17 protein-coding genes are annotated in these 16,671 nt (G+C 63.7%); 8 read left to right on the top strand and 9 right to left on the bottom strand.

Going from position 1 to position 16,671, the window contains the following annotated elements; genetic code table 11:
- Positions 1–466 (top strand): FAD-binding oxidoreductase (locus LB528_RS19415; protein WP_318012326.1); only part of this gene is annotated, 466 nt, incomplete at its 5' end.
- The gene (locus LB528_RS30260) at positions 396–623 is read left to right on the top strand and encodes an FAD-linked oxidase C-terminal domain-containing protein (RefSeq protein WP_263487359.1); all 228 of its coding nucleotides are present in this window, start codon (positions 396–398) and stop codon (positions 621–623) included. The genes LB528_RS19415 and LB528_RS30260, both read left to right, overlap by 71 nt.
- A gap of 139 nt (positions 624–762) precedes the next feature.
- On the opposite strand, the gene LB528_RS19410 is transcribed toward LB528_RS30260, so the two are convergent.
- Both LB528_RS19410 and LB528_RS19405 read right to left on the bottom strand, forming a co-directional pair.
- Entirely contained in the window at positions 763–1,620 is an 858-nt protein-coding gene (locus LB528_RS19410) for a BA14K family protein (RefSeq protein WP_224715959.1), read from the bottom strand.
- A gap of 403 nt (positions 1,621–2,023) precedes the next feature.
- The gene (locus LB528_RS19405) at positions 2,024–3,148 is read right to left on the bottom strand and encodes a KamA family radical SAM protein (RefSeq protein ID WP_224715963.1); all 1,125 of its coding nucleotides are present in this window, start codon (positions 3,146–3,148) and stop codon (positions 2,024–2,026) included.
- Between the two features lie 308 nt (positions 3,149–3,456).
- Between LB528_RS19405 and LB528_RS19400 the strand changes: the two genes are divergently transcribed.
- Positions 3,457–4,395: a hypothetical protein gene (locus LB528_RS19400; protein ID WP_224715958.1), complete on the top strand. Its 939-nt coding sequence runs from the start codon at positions 3,457–3,459 to the stop codon at positions 4,393–4,395.
- A 213-nt stretch (positions 4,396–4,608) separates the two neighbouring features.
- Here the strand turns inward: LB528_RS19400 and LB528_RS19395 are convergent, their stop codons facing one another.
- Both LB528_RS19395 and LB528_RS19390 read right to left on the bottom strand, forming a co-directional pair.
- Positions 4,609–6,162: a serine hydrolase gene (locus LB528_RS19395; protein ID WP_224715957.1), complete on the bottom strand. Its 1,554-nt coding sequence runs from the start codon at positions 6,160–6,162 to the stop codon at positions 4,609–4,611.
- 145 nt (positions 6,163–6,307) lie between these two features.
- Positions 6,308–6,697, bottom strand: a complete 390-nt coding sequence (locus tag LB528_RS19390) for a VOC family protein (protein WP_224715956.1) — start codon at positions 6,695–6,697, stop codon at positions 6,308–6,310.
- A 135-nt stretch (positions 6,698–6,832) separates the two neighbouring features.
- Between LB528_RS19390 and LB528_RS19385 the strand changes: the two genes are divergently transcribed.
- The 3 genes from LB528_RS19385 (at position 6,833) to LB528_RS19375 (ending at position 10,454) form a co-directional block, all read left to right on the top strand.
- Positions 6,833–7,639, top strand: coding sequence for a helix-turn-helix transcriptional regulator (locus LB528_RS19385; protein ID WP_224715955.1), 807 nt, complete (start codon positions 6,833–6,835; stop codon positions 7,637–7,639).
- Between the two features lie 233 nt (positions 7,640–7,872).
- Complete coding sequence (locus LB528_RS19380; RefSeq protein WP_224715954.1) at positions 7,873–9,468, top strand: acyl-CoA synthetase; 1,596 nt, start codon at positions 7,873–7,875, stop codon at positions 9,466–9,468.
- A gap of 92 nt (positions 9,469–9,560) precedes the next feature.
- A complete protein-coding gene (locus LB528_RS19375) occupies positions 9,561–10,454 on the top strand; it encodes a hypothetical protein (RefSeq protein ID WP_224715953.1) in 894 nt (297 codons plus the stop codon).
- A 39-nt stretch (positions 10,455–10,493) separates the two neighbouring features.
- Here the strand turns inward: LB528_RS19375 and LB528_RS19370 are convergent, their stop codons facing one another.
- The 5 genes from LB528_RS19370 to LB528_RS19350 form a co-directional block, all read right to left on the bottom strand.
- The gene (locus tag LB528_RS19370) at positions 10,494–11,921 is read right to left on the bottom strand and encodes a hypothetical protein (protein ID WP_224715952.1); all 1,428 of its coding nucleotides are present in this window, start codon (positions 11,919–11,921) and stop codon (positions 10,494–10,496) included.
- Between the two features lie 437 nt (positions 11,922–12,358).
- The gene (locus LB528_RS19365; protein WP_224513219.1) at positions 12,359–12,868 is read right to left on the bottom strand and encodes an Hsp20/alpha crystallin family protein; all 510 of its coding nucleotides are present in this window, start codon (positions 12,866–12,868) and stop codon (positions 12,359–12,361) included.
- 91 nt (positions 12,869–12,959) lie between these two features.
- Complete coding sequence (locus LB528_RS19360) at positions 12,960–13,436, bottom strand: Hsp20 family protein (RefSeq protein ID WP_224513217.1); 477 nt, start codon at positions 13,434–13,436, stop codon at positions 12,960–12,962.
- Positions 13,437–13,675: 239 nt separating this feature from the next.
- Complete coding sequence (locus LB528_RS19355; protein ID WP_224513215.1) at positions 13,676–13,954, bottom strand: usg protein; 279 nt, start codon at positions 13,952–13,954, stop codon at positions 13,676–13,678.
- A 13-nt stretch (positions 13,955–13,967) separates the two neighbouring features.
- Positions 13,968–14,315, bottom strand: a complete 348-nt coding sequence (locus LB528_RS19350) for a hypothetical protein (protein WP_224715951.1) — start codon at positions 14,313–14,315, stop codon at positions 13,968–13,970.
- A gap of 331 nt (positions 14,316–14,646) precedes the next feature.
- On the opposite strand from LB528_RS19350, the gene groES reads away from it, so the two are divergent.
- Positions 14,647–14,961 carry a co-chaperone GroES gene (gene groES / locus LB528_RS19345; RefSeq protein WP_040988406.1) on the top strand — a complete coding sequence of 105 codons (315 nt, stop codon included), beginning with the start codon at positions 14,647–14,649 and terminating at the stop codon, positions 14,959–14,961.
- A gap of 61 nt (positions 14,962–15,022) precedes the next feature.
- Positions 15,023–16,651 carry a chaperonin GroEL gene (gene groL, locus LB528_RS19340; protein WP_224715950.1) on the top strand — a complete coding sequence of 543 codons (1,629 nt, stop codon included), beginning with the start codon at positions 15,023–15,025 and terminating at the stop codon, positions 16,649–16,651.
- Positions 16,652–16,671 lie beyond the last annotated feature (20 nt).

The following is a 16,671-nucleotide window of genomic DNA, read 5'->3' as shown; positions in this document are numbered from 1 at the left end:
CACCAGCGCACGCCTCACCGCCGCGGAGATCCTATGGCCCAATTTTGCTTCACTCATGCAACGAGCGCTGAACTATGCGCCCGGGCAATTGCCGCTCGACGCACCCTGCCTGCTGGTGCTGAGGCTCGGCGCCGACTCGATCGAGGCGGCGAGAAGCGCGCTGGAGGACGGGCTGGCGGCGATCTGGGAAGAGGCCGGCATCATCGACGGGCTTGTCGCGAGCTCCGACGCCCAGGCCGCCCAGATGTGGCGGCTGCGCGAGGAGACCGTTGAGATCGAGCGCGCGCATCCCATGGCGCCCTCCTTCGACGTGTCGGTGCCGAGTAGCGGGCTGGACGCCTATGTGGCGCGCATCCAAGCGGGGTTGAAGAGGCTCGACGCCTCATACGCGCCCTATGTCTACGGCCCATCTCGCCGACGGCAATCTGCACATCTCCATCAATTGCGAAGGGCCGGTCTCACCTGAGCGGCACGCGGCGGTCGAGGACGTGCTCTATGAGGGGCTGCGCGACGCCGGCGGTTCGTTCTCGGCTGAGCATGGGGTGGGGCTGGAAAAGCGCGAGGCCTATGAGCGGCATGCGGATCCGGTGAAGCGGGATTTGGCGAAGGCGATCAGGAATTGATCGATCCGGGTAACGTGATGAATCCGGGAAAGTGGTGAAGCTCTGAGGCGTAGCGCGGGCCCTGCCAGCATCGCAGGCCCGTTTCCGCTTCGCGGCCATCTCGCCCTCGCCGCTGACGGGGCGAGGAAAAGCGTCGGCGCTACTCGCACTGGCGGCGCGGGCCGCCGTCGAAGGGCTGGTAAGTGTTGTCCTGCGGATCATAGGAGCGGTAGCGGCTGAAGCAATCGTCGATATGGGCGGCCGATATCTGCCGGCCCTGTGCCCGCACGGCCCCAGCCTCGGGCGAGATCTCTTCCGGCGGGCCGCCATAGGTGGTGACGTAGCCGTCGCCCGTCGGGGCGTAGCCGTCCGTCTCGGCCTGGTCGTCGCTCGTCTGATCATCGGCCGCGGCGGTTTGCCGATCATTCGCTACGGCTTGACCACGCTGGCCTTGCCGATCGTTTGGACCGGTCGAGGCGGTGCGGTCGCCCATCGGGTCGTAATAGGGTGAAATGCAGGGGCGCAGCTCGCCGCTGTAGGAGCGGTAGCTGTTTTCTGCCGGACGGTAGCTGCGATAGCGGGCGGCGCACCATTGCAGATGGGCCACGGGCAATTGCTGTTGCTGCGCCTGCTGATCGGCCGCGGTCGGCTGCTGGGCCGCGCCGGCGTCGGGCGTGGGCTGGCCTTGGCCAGAAACGTCGGGCAATGGCTGTAGTCGCGGGGCTGTTGGTGGCGCCGGCGCGACCACCGCCGCGGTCTGCATGCCGTTATCGGCCTTGGCCGGTTCGCCGGCTTTGGCAGATGCCACCGCCGCCTGCTGGGCGGGGATGCGTTCAAGGTTCTGCTTCTCCGGATCGACCGGTTGGGCGTCCTTCGTCCAGAGTTCGGAAACGCCGATCGTCGGGGTCGCCTGGCGCGCCGGCTTGGCGGCGAGCAGCCAGGTGGCGAAGGCGAGCCCACTGGCGAACACCGCGAGGGTCAGCACGAAGCCGCCGACAATTCCCAACAAAGCCTTCATGCCGAACTCCTTTAGTCCCCGCTGATAGAATGCGAGGCGCGGAATCCGGTTCCCACAGCAAGAGGGCGATGTTGCGACCCGGCGGTAACAAACGAAGGGCCCCGCGTGCTCCGGGGAGGCGCCCGCGGGGCTTCGAGGATCGCTAGGTGAACCCAGCTGGGGACTAAGCAGCTAAGGACTTTACGATGATCCAAGCGGATCGATGACAGTGTCGCCCCTTTGGCAGGACGCCGCATCGTGCAAACAGAGGAGTAAACGCAGATTGTTCACATGGTGCAGTCCCAACGCCTCGGAACGATGTTTGCCGCAGCCGGCGGCCACAAACTCCCGCAGGTCAGGCCCGGCAACCGGCAGATTGCCCCCAACGAGGCGGCCGGGCCGCGCTTGAGCGGCATGCGGGCGCTCAGCAGTCCGCCACCACCTCGCTGTAGCTCCTCGCCTTGCCGTCCTGGCCGCGAATGCGCCAGGTTCCGTCCTCGCAGCCTTCGATATGGCTCGCCGCCAGCGGCACCTTTCCGCCGCCCTCCGGCAGGTCGATGACGTAGGTCGGGTTGCAGATGCCGGAGAGCCGCCGGCGCAGCTCGGCCACCAGCGCCTGGCCTTCGGCAATCGTGGTGCGGCGGTGCGCCATGCCGCGCGCGAGGTCGCCGTGATGCAGGTAATAGGGTTTTACGCCCAACCGATACATCAGCTCACGGCAGAGTTCCTCCAGCACCTCTACCTTGTCGTTGACCCCTTTCAGCAGAACGCTCTGGTTGAGCAGCACGAAGCCCGCCTGCCGCATCGCACTGCAAGCCGCCTCGGCCGCCTGCGTGAGCTCGCGCGGGTGGTTGAAGTGAGTGACCACCGTTACCATCAGCCGACCCTGCAGCGCCTCGATCATGCCGGACGTTACGCGCGACGGCAGCGCCACCGGCACGCGGGTGTGGATGCGCAGAAGCCTGAGATGCGGGACCGCCTCCAGGCGAGCGCGGATTTGAGCCAACGCCTTGTCGGGCAGCGACAGCGGATCACCTCCGGTCAAGATCACCTCGCGGATTTCAGGATGCCCGGCGATATAGGCCAGCGCCGGCTCCAGCGCTTCGCTCGTATAGCCGCGGCCGATCGATGTCAGCGACTCTTTCCTGAAGCAGAAGCGGCAATAGACGGCGCACTGATAGGTGGGGAACAGGAGCACCCGGTCGGCATGGCGGTGCGTCAGCCTAGGCACCGGGCTGAAGGCATGGTCACCGATCGGATCGTCGAGCTCGCCTTCGGCGGCGATCAACTCGTCGGGAGACGGGATCACCTGGGCGCGGATCGGGTCGTCAGGGTCGTTCCAATCGATCAGGTCGAGATAGGGTTTGGGCACGCGCACCTTGTGCGCGGCGGCGGCTTCCTGTGCGGCTTCACGCTCGACGGGCGAGAGTGGCAAGGATGCGAGGTCGCGGACATGGCGCACGCCGGCACGGATATCGTCCTGCCAGGCGGCGTCGTGTGCGGCCAAAAGGACGTTCCGATCATCGGCCGATTTGCAGCTCGCCTCCATCGATTCGTCGCCCGTCCTGGCGCAATCATTGAAGATCATAGAAGACTCCTTGAACTCGAAGCGCCTGATACAGCATCCGTGCCAAGGCGCAAAAGCCTTCGAACTCCTCCATCGGGCTCGCGATGGAAGCATTCGCCTACCTGACGATTGGCATCACGCCAATTGCTGCCGTCATAGGGGGATCGACGGCCGGAATTGTGATCGCAGCCAAGTCGTTTTGGAGAGAAAATTCAAACTTGGCGTCAAAGCGAATGTATTGAATCAAAAATGGTATTAGTCTGCACAGCCGCGGGTTTCGGGGCGAACCGATGGATTTCAAAGCGGGCCATGGCTACCTCCTGATCGGCGGGCTCATCCTGGTCGGCGCCGGGTTGCTGATCCTCTCGCTGATCGTCAATCTGCATGTGGCGCATAGCGTGCGCGATGACGTGCGCCATCGCGAAAAGCTGCTGGAATACTACCGCAACATCTTTTCGCAGCTGGGCGTGATCCTGATCGGCATCGGCGTTTCGCTGTTCATCTTCTTCTTCCAGCAGAACTATCAGGATCAGCGCAAGCGCGAGACCGAGCTGCAGCTGGTCTTGGCCAAGCTTGCGGCGCGTGTTGCCCGCGGCGCCCCCGTCATCGAAACGCTCGGCGAGTTCGACGAGGTGCTGGACCAGGGCGGCGCCTATGTCAGCCCCGAACTCGGCGGAAACAGTGCCGCCATCAGCGCCAAGGGAGCCGACCTCGCCAAGCAGGTCGAAAAGATCCAATTGATCGAGCGCGATGTGGATGTTCGCGACTTCGATATCCTGAACCTGTCGCGCGACCTTGAGAACACCTTCGTCGTCAACGAGCTCGATCCGGCACTGTGGTTCAACATCGTGCGCGATGAAAACGAGATCAAATACGCCATGACGCAGCTGAGCCTCGACTACAAGGACCTGCATGACGCGATCGGCGACGAGCCGGTCGGGGCGGCGGTCGCCAACCCCGACAAGGAACAGAAGATCAAGCGCGAGGTGCTCGACATATTCTATGACGCCGATCTGCTGCGCCAGCGCGGCAGGCGGTTCCTCGCCCGCGCCTGCTGGCTCTTCAGCAAGGGCAAGAGTTTCGTCGCGTTTCCACCGGCCGACGCGATCGAGGCCGACACTAAGTCGCAGCAGCTATGGATCGACCGTGCGAAACCGGTGCTGACGCAGACAAAGTCGGGTAGCGGCGACTGCTTCAAATTGCTCCACTACAGAGGAATTTCCGAATAATCCCAGAGGTGCAGCTCAAGTTCCTGGAGGAGGTTGCATCCAAGGACGACATATTTCTGATCGAGAGCATTCATTGCGTTAGATTCAAAAGCAATCGCTTCGAGGAAAAGGTTTTGACGCGTTGGCGCGAGATGGACCTTCGTGTTTTTCGACGTAAGGACTGCGCGTAAGGGCGGCAAGCAGGCAGCACCCTGGGTTGGGTCGGACTATTTGCTAGTCGCCCACGCGCGGCAGCGTGCCCAGATGATTGTCGTCGAGGAACCCGATGGTCACGGCCGATACTTTGCCGTCCGGGCCGACGACAAAGCTCACGCCCACCGGCCTGTCCGGGGTCTCGGCGTCGGGATAGGTCAAGAACAGGTCGCCGTCGTAATGCGTCAAGGAATAGGACCGTGCCCCGGCCGGCCCGACCTTGAGCACAAGACCGTCTCCCGCCCGCGATACGACCGCGTCGCCGACGAAATCGTTGGCATAGTGGCCGGCATACGCGTTGGCCGGTGCCGCCGGCCGAGCCGCTGACGGCGGCGCGGCAAATCTGGCCTTGGCCGTCTCGACCACCGGACCGAACATGCCGGCGTAGATCGTATCCCACGCCTCGATCCAGTCCTTCTCGACCTTGCCTTCAAAGACGAGATCGGCAAAGCTGTCGGAAAGTCCTTCCGGCACGCCTGTCGGGAAGGCGTTGGCAAGGATGACGATGCCGAGTTTGTCCTTCGGGAAGATCGTCACCAGGGTGCGCGCGCCGACGCTGAAGGCGCCCGCGTGGCCCCAGCTCAGGCCGTGCCGGCCGAATTCGATGTTCCAGCCGAGGCCGTAGAAGGATTCGCCACCGGAGACGGGGTTCTTGCCGCGCGTCATCAGCGGCATATGCGTCTGGTCCAAGGCATCGGCGGCGATCAACGTCTTGCCGGCATAGACGCCGTCGCCCAGCAGCAGGCGCACCCATTGCGCGAGATCGCGCGCGGTGGAGCTGACGCCGCCGGCAGGCGCCTGCGCGTCCGGATCGCGCTTGATCTTGGCGGCCCAGGCGCCATCCACCTTGACGTGAAGCGCGGCACGGTTTGCGTGCTTGATGAAATCGGCGTTCCGGGAACTGGTCGAAGCCATGCCTAGCGGACGATAAAGCATTTCATCGGCGACCTCCTCCCAGGATTTTCCCGTCGGCCTGGCGGCCGCGACTGCGCCCTCGGTCAGCCCGAAATTGCTGTAGGAGTAGCCGGCGCGAAAGCTCGACAATGGCGGCACGAAGCGCAAGCGGTGAAGGATCGTGGCGCGATCGTAGCCTATGTCCTCGAGATCGTCTCCGGCGGTGCCTGGCAGCCCGCTGCGATGCGAAAACAAATCGCGAATGGTGAGCTCGCTCGTCGGATAGGGATCGGCGAGCCGGAAGCCCGGATCGAGGTCGGCGATCTTGGAATTCCAGGACACGACGCCGTCGCTGACCAGCGCCGCCACGACCGTGGCGGAAACCGGCTTGGAAAGCGAGGCGATCTGGAACACGGTATCGGCGTCGACGGTCTCGGGCTTGCCGGCCTCGCGATGGCCGAACCCCTTGAGGAAAACCACCTCGTCATTGTGCACGACCGCGATGGCGAGACCGGGCACCGCGCCATCGGCAACAGCGCCTTGCGCCAGTGCCTCGAGCTTCGGCAGGGCGGCGGTGATCTGTTCGGGCGTGATGGGGTCGGCCGATGCCGCGTTGGACCAAAGCGCCATTGCGATAAAGGCCGCGATCGTCAAATGGCAGAGATTCCGACCAAGCCGCATCAAGCGCTTCCCTCCCTTCCCTGCATTCATCCTACGATTGTACAGGTCGGCGCTGTCGCGGCCAAGCCTTCGCCCGGGGACCCGGCGAACTGCGCAACCGCTGAAAGCGGCACATGGAAGCTCAAGGGATTGAACTGCCGCAAGGCTAGATATCCGCGTAAATCTCCAGCACATTGCCATCGGGATCGCGAAAGAAAAGCGTGCGATGGCCCCAGGGCCGGTCGGTCGGCCCGCTTTCGATCGCCACGCCCTTCTCACGCAACGTCTCGGCACATTGATCAACCTGGCTGGGCGTCACGCGGAAGGCGAGTTGCACAGAGAGCGCGCCCACCGGCGTCGGCGCGTCATGGAACATCACGCCACGCTCGGTGAGCGCCAGGAGGCACGAGCCGACCTGGTAGGCAATCCAGCCCTCGCCCAGGCTGGAATGGGCGCGAAAGCCCATTACGTCCTCATAGAAACGGCGCATCTCCTTCATGTCGCGAGCGAAGACGACGGTGTAGTCGATATTCCTGATGTTTTTCAGCGCATTCATCTGCAGATCCTCTGTGTGGCGCCGCGTTCCGGCGCGGTGTGGTTGTGCGATGCGCTGCCTCATTATACTGGTAGTAAGGTGGTACAAGATGAGCGGCGCTGCTGGTAGTGCCGCTACCCCCTTCGAGGCACAACGATGCTGGAACGGACCGCCGAGATCGACAGGCGCAAGGAACTCGGCCGCTTCCTGCGCGCCATGCGCGAACGGATCGAGCCGTCACGGCATGACATCCGCACCGGCACGCGACGTCGCGCGAACGGGCTGTTGCGCGAGGAAGTCGCGCTGCTGGCAGGGATCAGCGCCACCTGGTACACGTGGCTGGAACAGGGACGCGAGGCCAATCCTTCCGCCCAGGTGCTCAATGCGCTCGCCGACGTGCTGGACCTCCTGCCTGTGGAACGCCAGCACCTGTTCAAACTAGCAAAGCCGGAATGGCTGCCCGAGGCGATGCGGCTCGAAGGCCCCTCGCCCGATCCGCACATTGCCGGATTGCTTGCCACGCTCTCGCCCAACCCGGCCTATGCGCTCAACCGCGCCTGGGACTTCATTGCCTGGAATGACGAGGCGGCGGATTTGTTCGGCGGCTTCGATCAGGAGGATCCCGCAAGGCGCAACCTGCTGGCGCGGCTGTTCCTCGATCCCGCCTGGCGCGCGCTGTTCGCCGACTGGGAAGTAGTGGCTCGCTCGGCGATCGCGCAGTTTCGCGCCGCGACCGTCGAATACGCGTCGGCTGCCGACATTCGCGCCGTGCTCGACCCGCTCAAGGCGCTGAGCCCCGACTTCGGGCGCCAATGGGCCGAGATGCGGGTGGAGGAAGCGCCGATCTGGTCGAAGCGGATGGTCGGTCCGAACGGCGAGGTGACGACCTATGATTACTTCATGCTGGCCCCAGCAGGGGTGGGCAAGCAGATGACCATCAGTCTCTATCGGAAGCGTGGATAGGCAGCTCAGACGCCGAATCAGGAACGGATGCCAACTTGCTGGTTGGAAAGGACTTTGAAGACAAAAGCTCGCGTTCCGTCGCGCCCCCTCTGTCCGGCGGCTCCGAGGGCCGCCGTGGAGCGCGGCCTCGGTCGCTTGCTCGACTTTCGCCGCAATCGACCAGCGCCGTCTTTTCAGGCAATCTCCTCCGGCGGCGATCATGGGGAGATGATCCGCCGGCGAGGGAGGATGCCATGAGGACGAGATCGCGCGTCTCCACGGCGACCGGCATCAACGCCTATGTCGAATGCTGCGGCCGCTATACCGGCGAAAACCGGCTGGCGCTGCGCGCGATCTCGGCCGCCGGTGAATTGCGCGAATATTCGTTCGACGATCTGGCCGACACGGCGGGCCGCGTCGGCACCCTGCTCAAAAGTCTCGACGTACGCCCCGGCGACGTGGTGGCCGGCATGCTGCCGCGCATTCCCGATCTGGTGGCGCTGATCCTCGGCACGTGGCGGGTCGGCGCGGTCTACCAGCCTTTGTTCACCGCCTTCGGACCGAAGGCTATCGAGCATCGCCTCAGTTACAGCAAGGCGACGCTGGTGGTGACCAACACCGCAAACCGCGCCAAGCTCGACGAGATGGAAAACCACCCGCACATCGCCGCAATTCTGGGCCCCGGCGACGCCCTTGCGGCAGGCGACGTCGATTTCCGCGCGGCGCTGGAGGTCGCCTCCCCCGACTGCGCGCCGGTGATGCGCAAGGGCTCGGACCTGTTCATGATGATGTCGACCTCGGGCACGACAGGACATCCGAAGGGCGTGCCGGTGCCGCTCAACGCGCTGCTTGCCTTCGGCGCCTATATGCGCGACGCGATCGGGCTACTGCCCGACGACATTTTCTGGAACATCGCCGATCCCGGCTGGGCCTATGGACTTTACTACGCCATCACCGGACCCTTGCAGTTCGGCATCGCCACCACCTTCTGCGAAGGCGCCTTCAACGCCAAATCGACCTACGACATCATCGGGCGTCTGGGCGTCACCAGCCTTGCCGGCTCGCCGACGGCCTATCGCCTGCTGATGGCGGAAGGCCCGGAGGCGGCCGCCCGGGTCAAGGGCAGGCTGCGCGTGGTAAGCAGCGCCGGCGAGCCGCTCAACCCGGAAGTGATCCGCTGGTTCGACGCTAATCTCGCCGCCCCGATCCACGACCATTACGGCCAGACCGAGAACGGCATGATGGTCAACAACCATCATGGGCTGGCGCATATCGTGCGCGCCGGCTCCGCCGGATTTGCCATGCCGGGCTACCGCATGGCGGTGCTGGACGACGAAGGCAATGAGCTCGGTCCTAACCAGCCCGGCGTGCTCGCGGTCGATATCGCGAACTCACCGCTGCGCTGGTTCGACGGCTACCACGAGGCGGAAACGCCGGCGATCGCGGGCGGCTATTACCGCACCGGCGACACGGTGGAATATGAGCCGGACGGCTCCGTCTCCTTCATCGGCCGCGCCGACGACGTCATCACCTCGTCCGGCTACCGCATCGGGCCGTTCGATGTCGAAAGCGCGCTGATCGAGCACGCCGCGGTCAACGAGGCGGCGGTGGTCGGCGTGCCCGATCCGCAGCGAACCGAGATCGTCAAGGCCTTCGTGGTGCTGGCGCCCGCCTTCCAGGGCAGCGAAGCACTGGCGGAGGAACTCGCCCAGCATGTGAAGCAGCGGCTTTCGGCGCACTCCTATCCGCGCGAGGTCGAGTTCGTGAGCGAGCTGCCGAAGACGCCGAGCGGCAAGATCCAGCGCTTCTTGCTGAGGAAGGCGGAGGTCGAGAAGCGCAAGGCGGAATAAAGATTGCTTCTGCCCCAATTTCCGCCACGCAAAAGCCGCCAAGTCGGGCGATGGCTGGCCAGGGCTCTTGATCGCTATTTTGGGGTTGCAGCATGCGGTTGGTTTTAGCGCTTCTCTTCGCACTGGCCGGCAGCACGGCACTCGCTGGCTCGCCGGAGGATGATTATATCACGGCGCGCGACAAGGCGATTGCCGACATAGCGGCACAGGTAAACGCCAACACCGCCATCGAAACCATCGATGCGCAGAACGAGAAGGCGCTGGCCGATCTGCAGCAGCGTCTCGCCGCCATTCTCGGCCCGCTTTCCGTGAAGGGTTTCCCGGCGACGGGCACCATCAATATTCAAAGCCTCAACGCTTCCGATATCGGCTATGGCATGCTGGATGGGTTGCGGTATGCCCAGAGCGAAGAAGGTCCGAGCATCGTCGCGTCGACGCGCGGACTAACGGAGCGCTGGCTGAAGTCCAAATCGAGCGAGGCGGAAGCGGATTTCAAGCTGCCCACCGACATCGGCGCGGCATTGAAGCTCGACAGTTTGTATACCCAGGCCATCGGCAGTGACGCAGCATTCTCCGGCACGCTCGACTTTCCGCTGAAGAAGCCCGACGGCGCCGACATGGCGATCGCGCGGCTCGGCGGCTGGACACAGGATGTCGGTCCGATCTACGACCAGCATGTCGTGGTGACGGTCGTCAAAGGCGACCGCGTGCTGATCGCCGAGGCGCCGGCCTCGCCCGCCGTGCCGAAGATTGCGGCCTGCGATTCAATCTGGGCAGCCGCCGACGCCGCGGCGCAGAAAGCCCAGCAGGCCGATCAAGGCTCGGACCAGGGCGACGCGCAGGCTTCCGATCCCGCCAACGCCGCCTGGGAAAAGGGCGACGCCGACTACCGCGCCTGCATGGCCCAGCGCCTGCCTGGCGACCCGTCTTTTCCGGCGCTGCTCAAGCAGGCGCAGGACCTCGCCGACGGCATGGCGGGCAAATAGCCCGCGAAGCCTCATTCCAGAAAAGTGCGCGGCGGTTTGTCAGCCCCCGTTCGCCCGCATGCTGCGCCGGGAAACGCGTCGCGCGACGGGGCGCGCCGCTTCCGCGATGATCCCGTTGGTTTGAGGCGCGGCATCCTTGCGCGACCTTGCGTCGGTCACCCGATGCAGGCGCTCGTAAGGCAGCAATTCCCGGATGCGGGCGTTGAGCGCTTCGACTTCGGCGCGCAAATCCTCGCATTCCTGCTTCTGGATATCGAGCTGGATCTGTTCCGACGCCTGCTGCAGCGAAAGCCGTGAGAGATTGGTGCTGACCTCGGACAGGTTCTTCTTGTCGGCTTCGCTCTCATCCTTGAGAACGGCGAGCCTTTTCTCCGCAATCTGGCGCTCGGTGACGGCGTCGTTCAATTGCGCCTTGAGCCTGGCGATCTCAGCCGTGGCTTCGCCATTGTCGGTCGAGACCTTATCCAGACGCGACTGCAGTTCCTGGATCTCGGCACGCAAACCGCGCATTTCCGCCTGGCTGCGCGCCAATTCGGCGGTGCTGTCGCTTTCGGCGATACGCGCCGCCTCGACCGTTTCGGCAAGCTTGGCTTGCGTCGCCTCCAGGGCTTTCTGCAGCCGAGTCTCTTCCTTTTCGTGGTTGCCGAGCTGGGCCATCAACTCGGCAATATGAGCGGTTTCGCTGGCGTGGGTCGCCGCGAACTCATCGAATTTGTGCCTGGCCTCCGCTTCGCGCTTTTGCGCCTGCTCCAGATCGACCGAAAGGCCGACCTGCTTTTCGCGCAGCAGCTTGTTCTCGGCGCCGCGCCTGTCGACTTCGACGGTCTTGGCGGTCAGGGCTTTGACGATCTCGCCGAACTCCGTCTCGCGCCTGGCGGCCTCATTGCCCATCTCCACCAGTTCCAGGCGCACGGCCGCAAGCGCCGAGCGCAGCTGCTCGCGGTCCTGGACGAGGCCCGCCTCGCGCTGCTGCCAAGCCTCGGCCGCGCCGTCACGTTCGCGCTGCTTGCGGGCGGCGTCGAGCAATTGTTCGGAGAGCGCCTTGCGCTCGGTGGTGAGAGCGAGGTTTGCTAGCTCCAGCTCGTTGGAGCGCAACACGTCGCGATGGAAGACGTTGAGGACCTCACGCGTCATATGATGCGCGGTGGCGATCTCCGCCAGCTTCGCCTCGATCTCCTGCAGATGCCCCTGCCCGTCACGGAAAAGCCCGGCCACAGCCTCAAGCGCAGCGAGCCGTGTCTGGGTATGCGGCGTCAGCCGCGACGGAGCCGCGTCGGGCTGCTCTTCGGACGTCGGCGGATTCTCGTCGCTTGCCACCAGTTCCTGGCCGGCAGCGGCATCGTCCTCCGACGGCGGCCGTTCATCATCTTTAAGAACGTCCTCGAATGCTTCCGCCAGATCCGATTGGAGTTCCTGAAATTCCTTATCGACGTCCTCGGCCCGCTTGATCAGAGACTTGAAATTCATCACGGCACATCCCTTACGCTCGACGACACACTTTTTACGCTCGCCCCCGGGCGTACTTAACGAATTGCTAATCTATCGCGTTGCCTTCCGTTCGGGAAGCCTGTGCAAATGAAACCAGAATTAAGGTTATCGCCGGTCTCAATCTTATGCGGATCCACCCAGGTGATCCCCTCTTCGGCTCCTAAAATATGCTAATTTTCCCTCGAGTAGGCGCTGAAAGCATGCGCTGCAAAAGGGAAAGACGGCGAGCTGCTTGTCATCATTCACATGAGCGATGCGAACACTTCTGGAGGGGCAAATGGAACTCCCGTCGCATAATTTTCTCTATCTCAGCCGCCTGATCGGGCGGGAAGAGCTGCGCTGCGCGGGGCATCCGGTCGCTGTGGCTCTCACGGATTGCGACGCGGGAGGCGTATCGGCCTCCCGCGTCGATGCAGTCAACTCTTGATGTCGATGCGCTTGACCTGCGACTGCGCCTTCTCGCTCTTCGGCAAGGTGACGGTCAGCACGCCGTTCTTGAAGCGGGCATCCACCTCGTCTTCCTTGACCTCATAGCCAACCGGGATGCGGCGCTCGAAGCGGCCGTAATAGCGCTCGGAGAACTGCCGATCCTTGTCCTCCGTCTCGGAGCGCTTCTCGCCTCTCAGCGTCAGCACGCCGTCGTCGAGCAGGACCTCGATGTCTTTCTGCTCGAGGCCCGGCACCTCGGCCATCACCTTGATCTCCTTCTCGCCGTTGGAGATCTCGACGCTCGGCCAACCGGCGCCGAGGGCGGAAACACCGCCCAAAGACGGCAAGCGGCTGTCAAAGCCGCGGAAAACGTCGTCAAACAGGCGGTTCACCTCGCGATGCAGCGACAGGAACGGGTCGCGCTCACCGTCGCGGAATATGCTTGGAAGCTGGTTGCCGTTGCTTCGGCCCCAGGGAATCAGATCACGGACACTCATGGTTTCGCTCCTTTCTGTTCATCGGCTCGAAAAGCTCCTGCGCGCCGGGCAGTGCCCGGCGCGCAGCGCGGATGCGCTCGCAGGAAGGCCCTCAAGCAGCGTGCTTCTCGGCTTCGATCTTCTTTGTCGTGCCTTTGAGCGTTGCGCTGTCGGCTGCGATCTCGATCCGCCGCGGTTTCATCTCTTCCGGGATTTCGCGCTTCAGATCGATCGTCAGCAGCCCATTGACCAAGCTGGCGCCAACGACCTTGACGTGGTCGGCAAGCTCGAAGCGTCGCTGGAACGCGCGGCCGGCGATACCACGATGCAGGTACTCACCCTTGTCCTCGCCGGCTTTCTGGCCCGAGACCATAAGCATGTTCTGCTCCTGGGTAATGGCCAGTTCATCCTGCGAGAATCCGGCCACCGCCATGGTTATGCGGTAGTCGTCATCCGCGGTCTTGGCGATGTCGTAGGGTGGCCAATTGTCGACGGTTTCGATCCGGCTCGCCGTTTCGAGCGCGTTCAGCATTCGATCGAAGCCTATGCTCGACCGGAACAGGGGACTGAAGTCAAACGTGGTTCTCATAGCTACATCCTCCATTGAGCAACATAGATACGAGGGGCGCCAAGGAAGCGGTGCCCCTTGACCTGCCGGTCTATCTCAAGCACCGGCATCATCGATCTGGGAATTCAACGCCGGCACGTCAAGACCCGCCCCGACGCGCCTTTAGGTCGTGAAAAACTCGGCCTCGTCATCTGCATGCAGGCAGGCAAATTATGAATTGAAGGCGGCCGTGCAACACGACCGCCTTGGGGAGCTGGTCTTCAATGGATTGCGATGATCCCGTCGACGGCCCGCCATTCCGATGCCCTGATGAGCCGATGGTGGGCGACGCGGACGGAATGCAAGGCGCCAGCCAGCTCGCGCTCCCAAAAACCCAGAAAGCCCCTCAGCGCGGGGAAATCCGGGGCAAGATCATAGTCCTGCCAGACGTAAAGCTGGAGCAGGCTCGGATGATCGGGCAGATGATAATGGATCTCGGCAGTGGTCAAGCCATAGCCATTCATCTGCAAGCGGAATTCCCTGCTGACCGCTCTCGCCATCGCCTTCGGGCCCTCACGCGCTCAGCCGGTCGACCAACTGCCGGTGGTCGTTATCGGTAGGGCCGCTGGGCGACGGGGCTAGCGCATCAAGCCGGCGCAGCGCATCCATGATGTCGTCGAAGGAGACCGGCCGCTCGGTGCCCGGCGGCTGGCGCAGCGCAGGCATCGATTCCACGGCGCAGGCGTCAGATGCCCAGGACGAAAGGATCGCCCGCTTTTCCCATATGTCGAGCGAGCCGTCTTCCAGCACATCCCGCGGATGCTGAAAATGGCTGGCCGGCGACAGCAGCCGGTCGAGCGAAAGGTCTGATATTTCGGGAGCTAGGGAAGGAATGATCGGCGAAAGCGTCTGTCGGTCCATTTCTGTCCTCCGTCTCCAAAAAACTCCTTGTTTCGGGTTCCAGTTTCTCAATGGTCCCGGCGCTGCCGGGCGCCGATAATCTTGTTCAACTCAATCGCGAATTCAAGCCTCTCCGTTATCGGAGCGGTCCAATTTACCGCATGTTTTCAGCGCGCTAGCACTCGGCGGTCGAGAGTGCCAAAAAATTTGTGGCACCCCCTTGAAAGTAGAAGAAGGCAAAACTAGCTCGACATGCGCGCGATGCCGAAAGGGTCGCGCGAGCCCCGCTCCGGTCCTGCCGGCCCGGAGCGGAGGAACCTCTCGCAATCTGTTTGTCCTGAAGGAGAACGATATGACGTTCCGTCCACTGCATGACCGCGTACTCGTGCGCCGCATCGAGGCCGAAGAGAAGACGGCCGGCGGTATCATCATTCCCGACACTGCCAAGGAAAAGCCGCAGGAAGGCGAAGTCATCGCCGTCGGCCCGGGGGCCCGCGACGAGAGCGGCAAGCTCGTGCCCCTCGACGTGAAGGTCGGCGACCGCATCCTGTTCGGCAAGTGGTCCGGCACCGAGATCAAGCTCAACGGCGAGGATCTGCTCATCATGAAGGAAAGCGATGTGATGGGCGTGATCGAGCAGGCCGCGACGCTGAAGAAAGCCGCCTGACCGGGGCTTCGATAGAACCGCAACCCAGTCAATGAAAGCTGCCTAAACAAGGAGTGATCCAATGGCTGCCAAGGAAGTCAAATTCCATTCCGACGCCCGCGAGCGCATGCTGCGCGGCGTCAACATCCTCGCCGACGCGGTGAAGGTGACGCTCGGTCCGAAGGGTCGCAACGTCGTCATCGACAAGTCGTTCGGCGCGCCGCGCATCACCAAGGACGGCGTCACCGTCGCCAAGGAGATCGAGCTCGAGGACAAGTTCGAGAACATGGGCGCCCAGATGGTCCGCGAAGTCGCTTCGAAGACCAGCGACATCGCCGGCGACGGCACCACCACTGCCACCGTGCTTGCCCAGGCGATCGTTCGCGAAGGGGCTAAGGCCGTTGCCTCGGGCATGAACCCGATGGATCTGAAACGCGGTATCGACAAGGCGGTGGATGCGATCGTCGCCGAACTCAAGGTCAATGCCCGCAAGATCACCAGCAACGACGAGATCGCACAGGTCGGCACCATCTCGGCCAATGGCGATGCCGAGATCGGCCGCTTCCTGGCCGAGGCTATGGAAAAAGTCGGCAACGAAGGCGTCATCACCGTCGAGGAAGCCAAGACGGCCGAGACCGAGCTGGAAGTCGTGGAAGGCATGCAGTTCGATCGCGGCTATCTCTCGCCCTATTTCATCACCAACCAGGACAAGATGCGCGTGGAGCTCGAAGAGCCCTATGTGCTGATCCACGAGAAGAAGCTCAGCAATCTTCAGGCCCTGCTGCCGGTGCTGGAGGCCGTGGTGCAGTCCGGCAAGCCGCTGCTGATCATCGCCGAGGATGTCGAGGGCGAGGCTCTGGCCACGCTGGTGGTCAACAAGCTGCGCGGCGGGCTGAAGGTAGCCGCCGTCAAGGCTCCGGGCTTCGGCGACCGGCGCAAGGCCATGCTGGAGGACATCGCCATCCTCACCGGCGGCACGGCCATCAGCGAGGATCTCGGCATCAAGCTGGAGAACGTCACGCTGGAGATGCTCGGCCGCGCCAAGAAGGTCGCGATCGAGAAGGAAAACACCACCATCGTCGACGGCGCCGGCAAGAAGGAGGAGATCCAGGGCCGCATCACGCAAATCAAGGCCCAGATCGAGGAGACTACCTCCGACTATGATCGCGAGAAGCTGCAGGAGCGGCTGGCCAAGCTCGCCGGCGGCGTTGCCGTGATCCGCGTCGGCGGCGCGACGGAAGTCGAGGTCAAGGAGAAGAAGGACCGTGTCGACGACGCGCTGCACGCCACGCGCGCCGCGGTCGAGGAAGGTATCCTGCCCGGCGGCGGCGTTGCCTTGCTCAGGGCGGCCAAGGCGCTCGACGCGGTCGCCGTCGACAACCCGGACCAGAGATACGGCGTCGATATCGTGCGGCGCGCGATCGAAGCTCCGGCGCGGCAGATCGCCGAGAACAGCGGGTCGGAAGGTTCGATCATCGTCGGCAAGCTGCGCGAGAAGACCGAATTCGCCTATGGCTGGAACGCCCAGACCGGCGAGTATGGCGACCTCTACAAGCAGGGTGTGATCGACCCCGCCAAGGTGGTGCGCACCGCGCTGCAGGATGCAGCCTCGGTCGCAGGACTGCTCGTCACCACCGAGGCGATGGTGGCCGAGAAGCCCAAGAAGGAAGCCGCTCCGGCCATGCCGGCCGGCGCCGGCATGGACTTCTGAGACGCTGACGAAAGGCCCGC

The organism is Mesorhizobium sp. CA4 (genome assembly GCF_020165075.1).
In the GTDB taxonomy this organism is placed as follows: domain Bacteria; phylum Pseudomonadota; class Alphaproteobacteria; order Rhizobiales; family Rhizobiaceae; genus Mesorhizobium.
The sequence above is the reverse complement of the archived record's forward strand: the minus strand, read 5'-3'. Positions and strand labels throughout refer to the sequence as shown.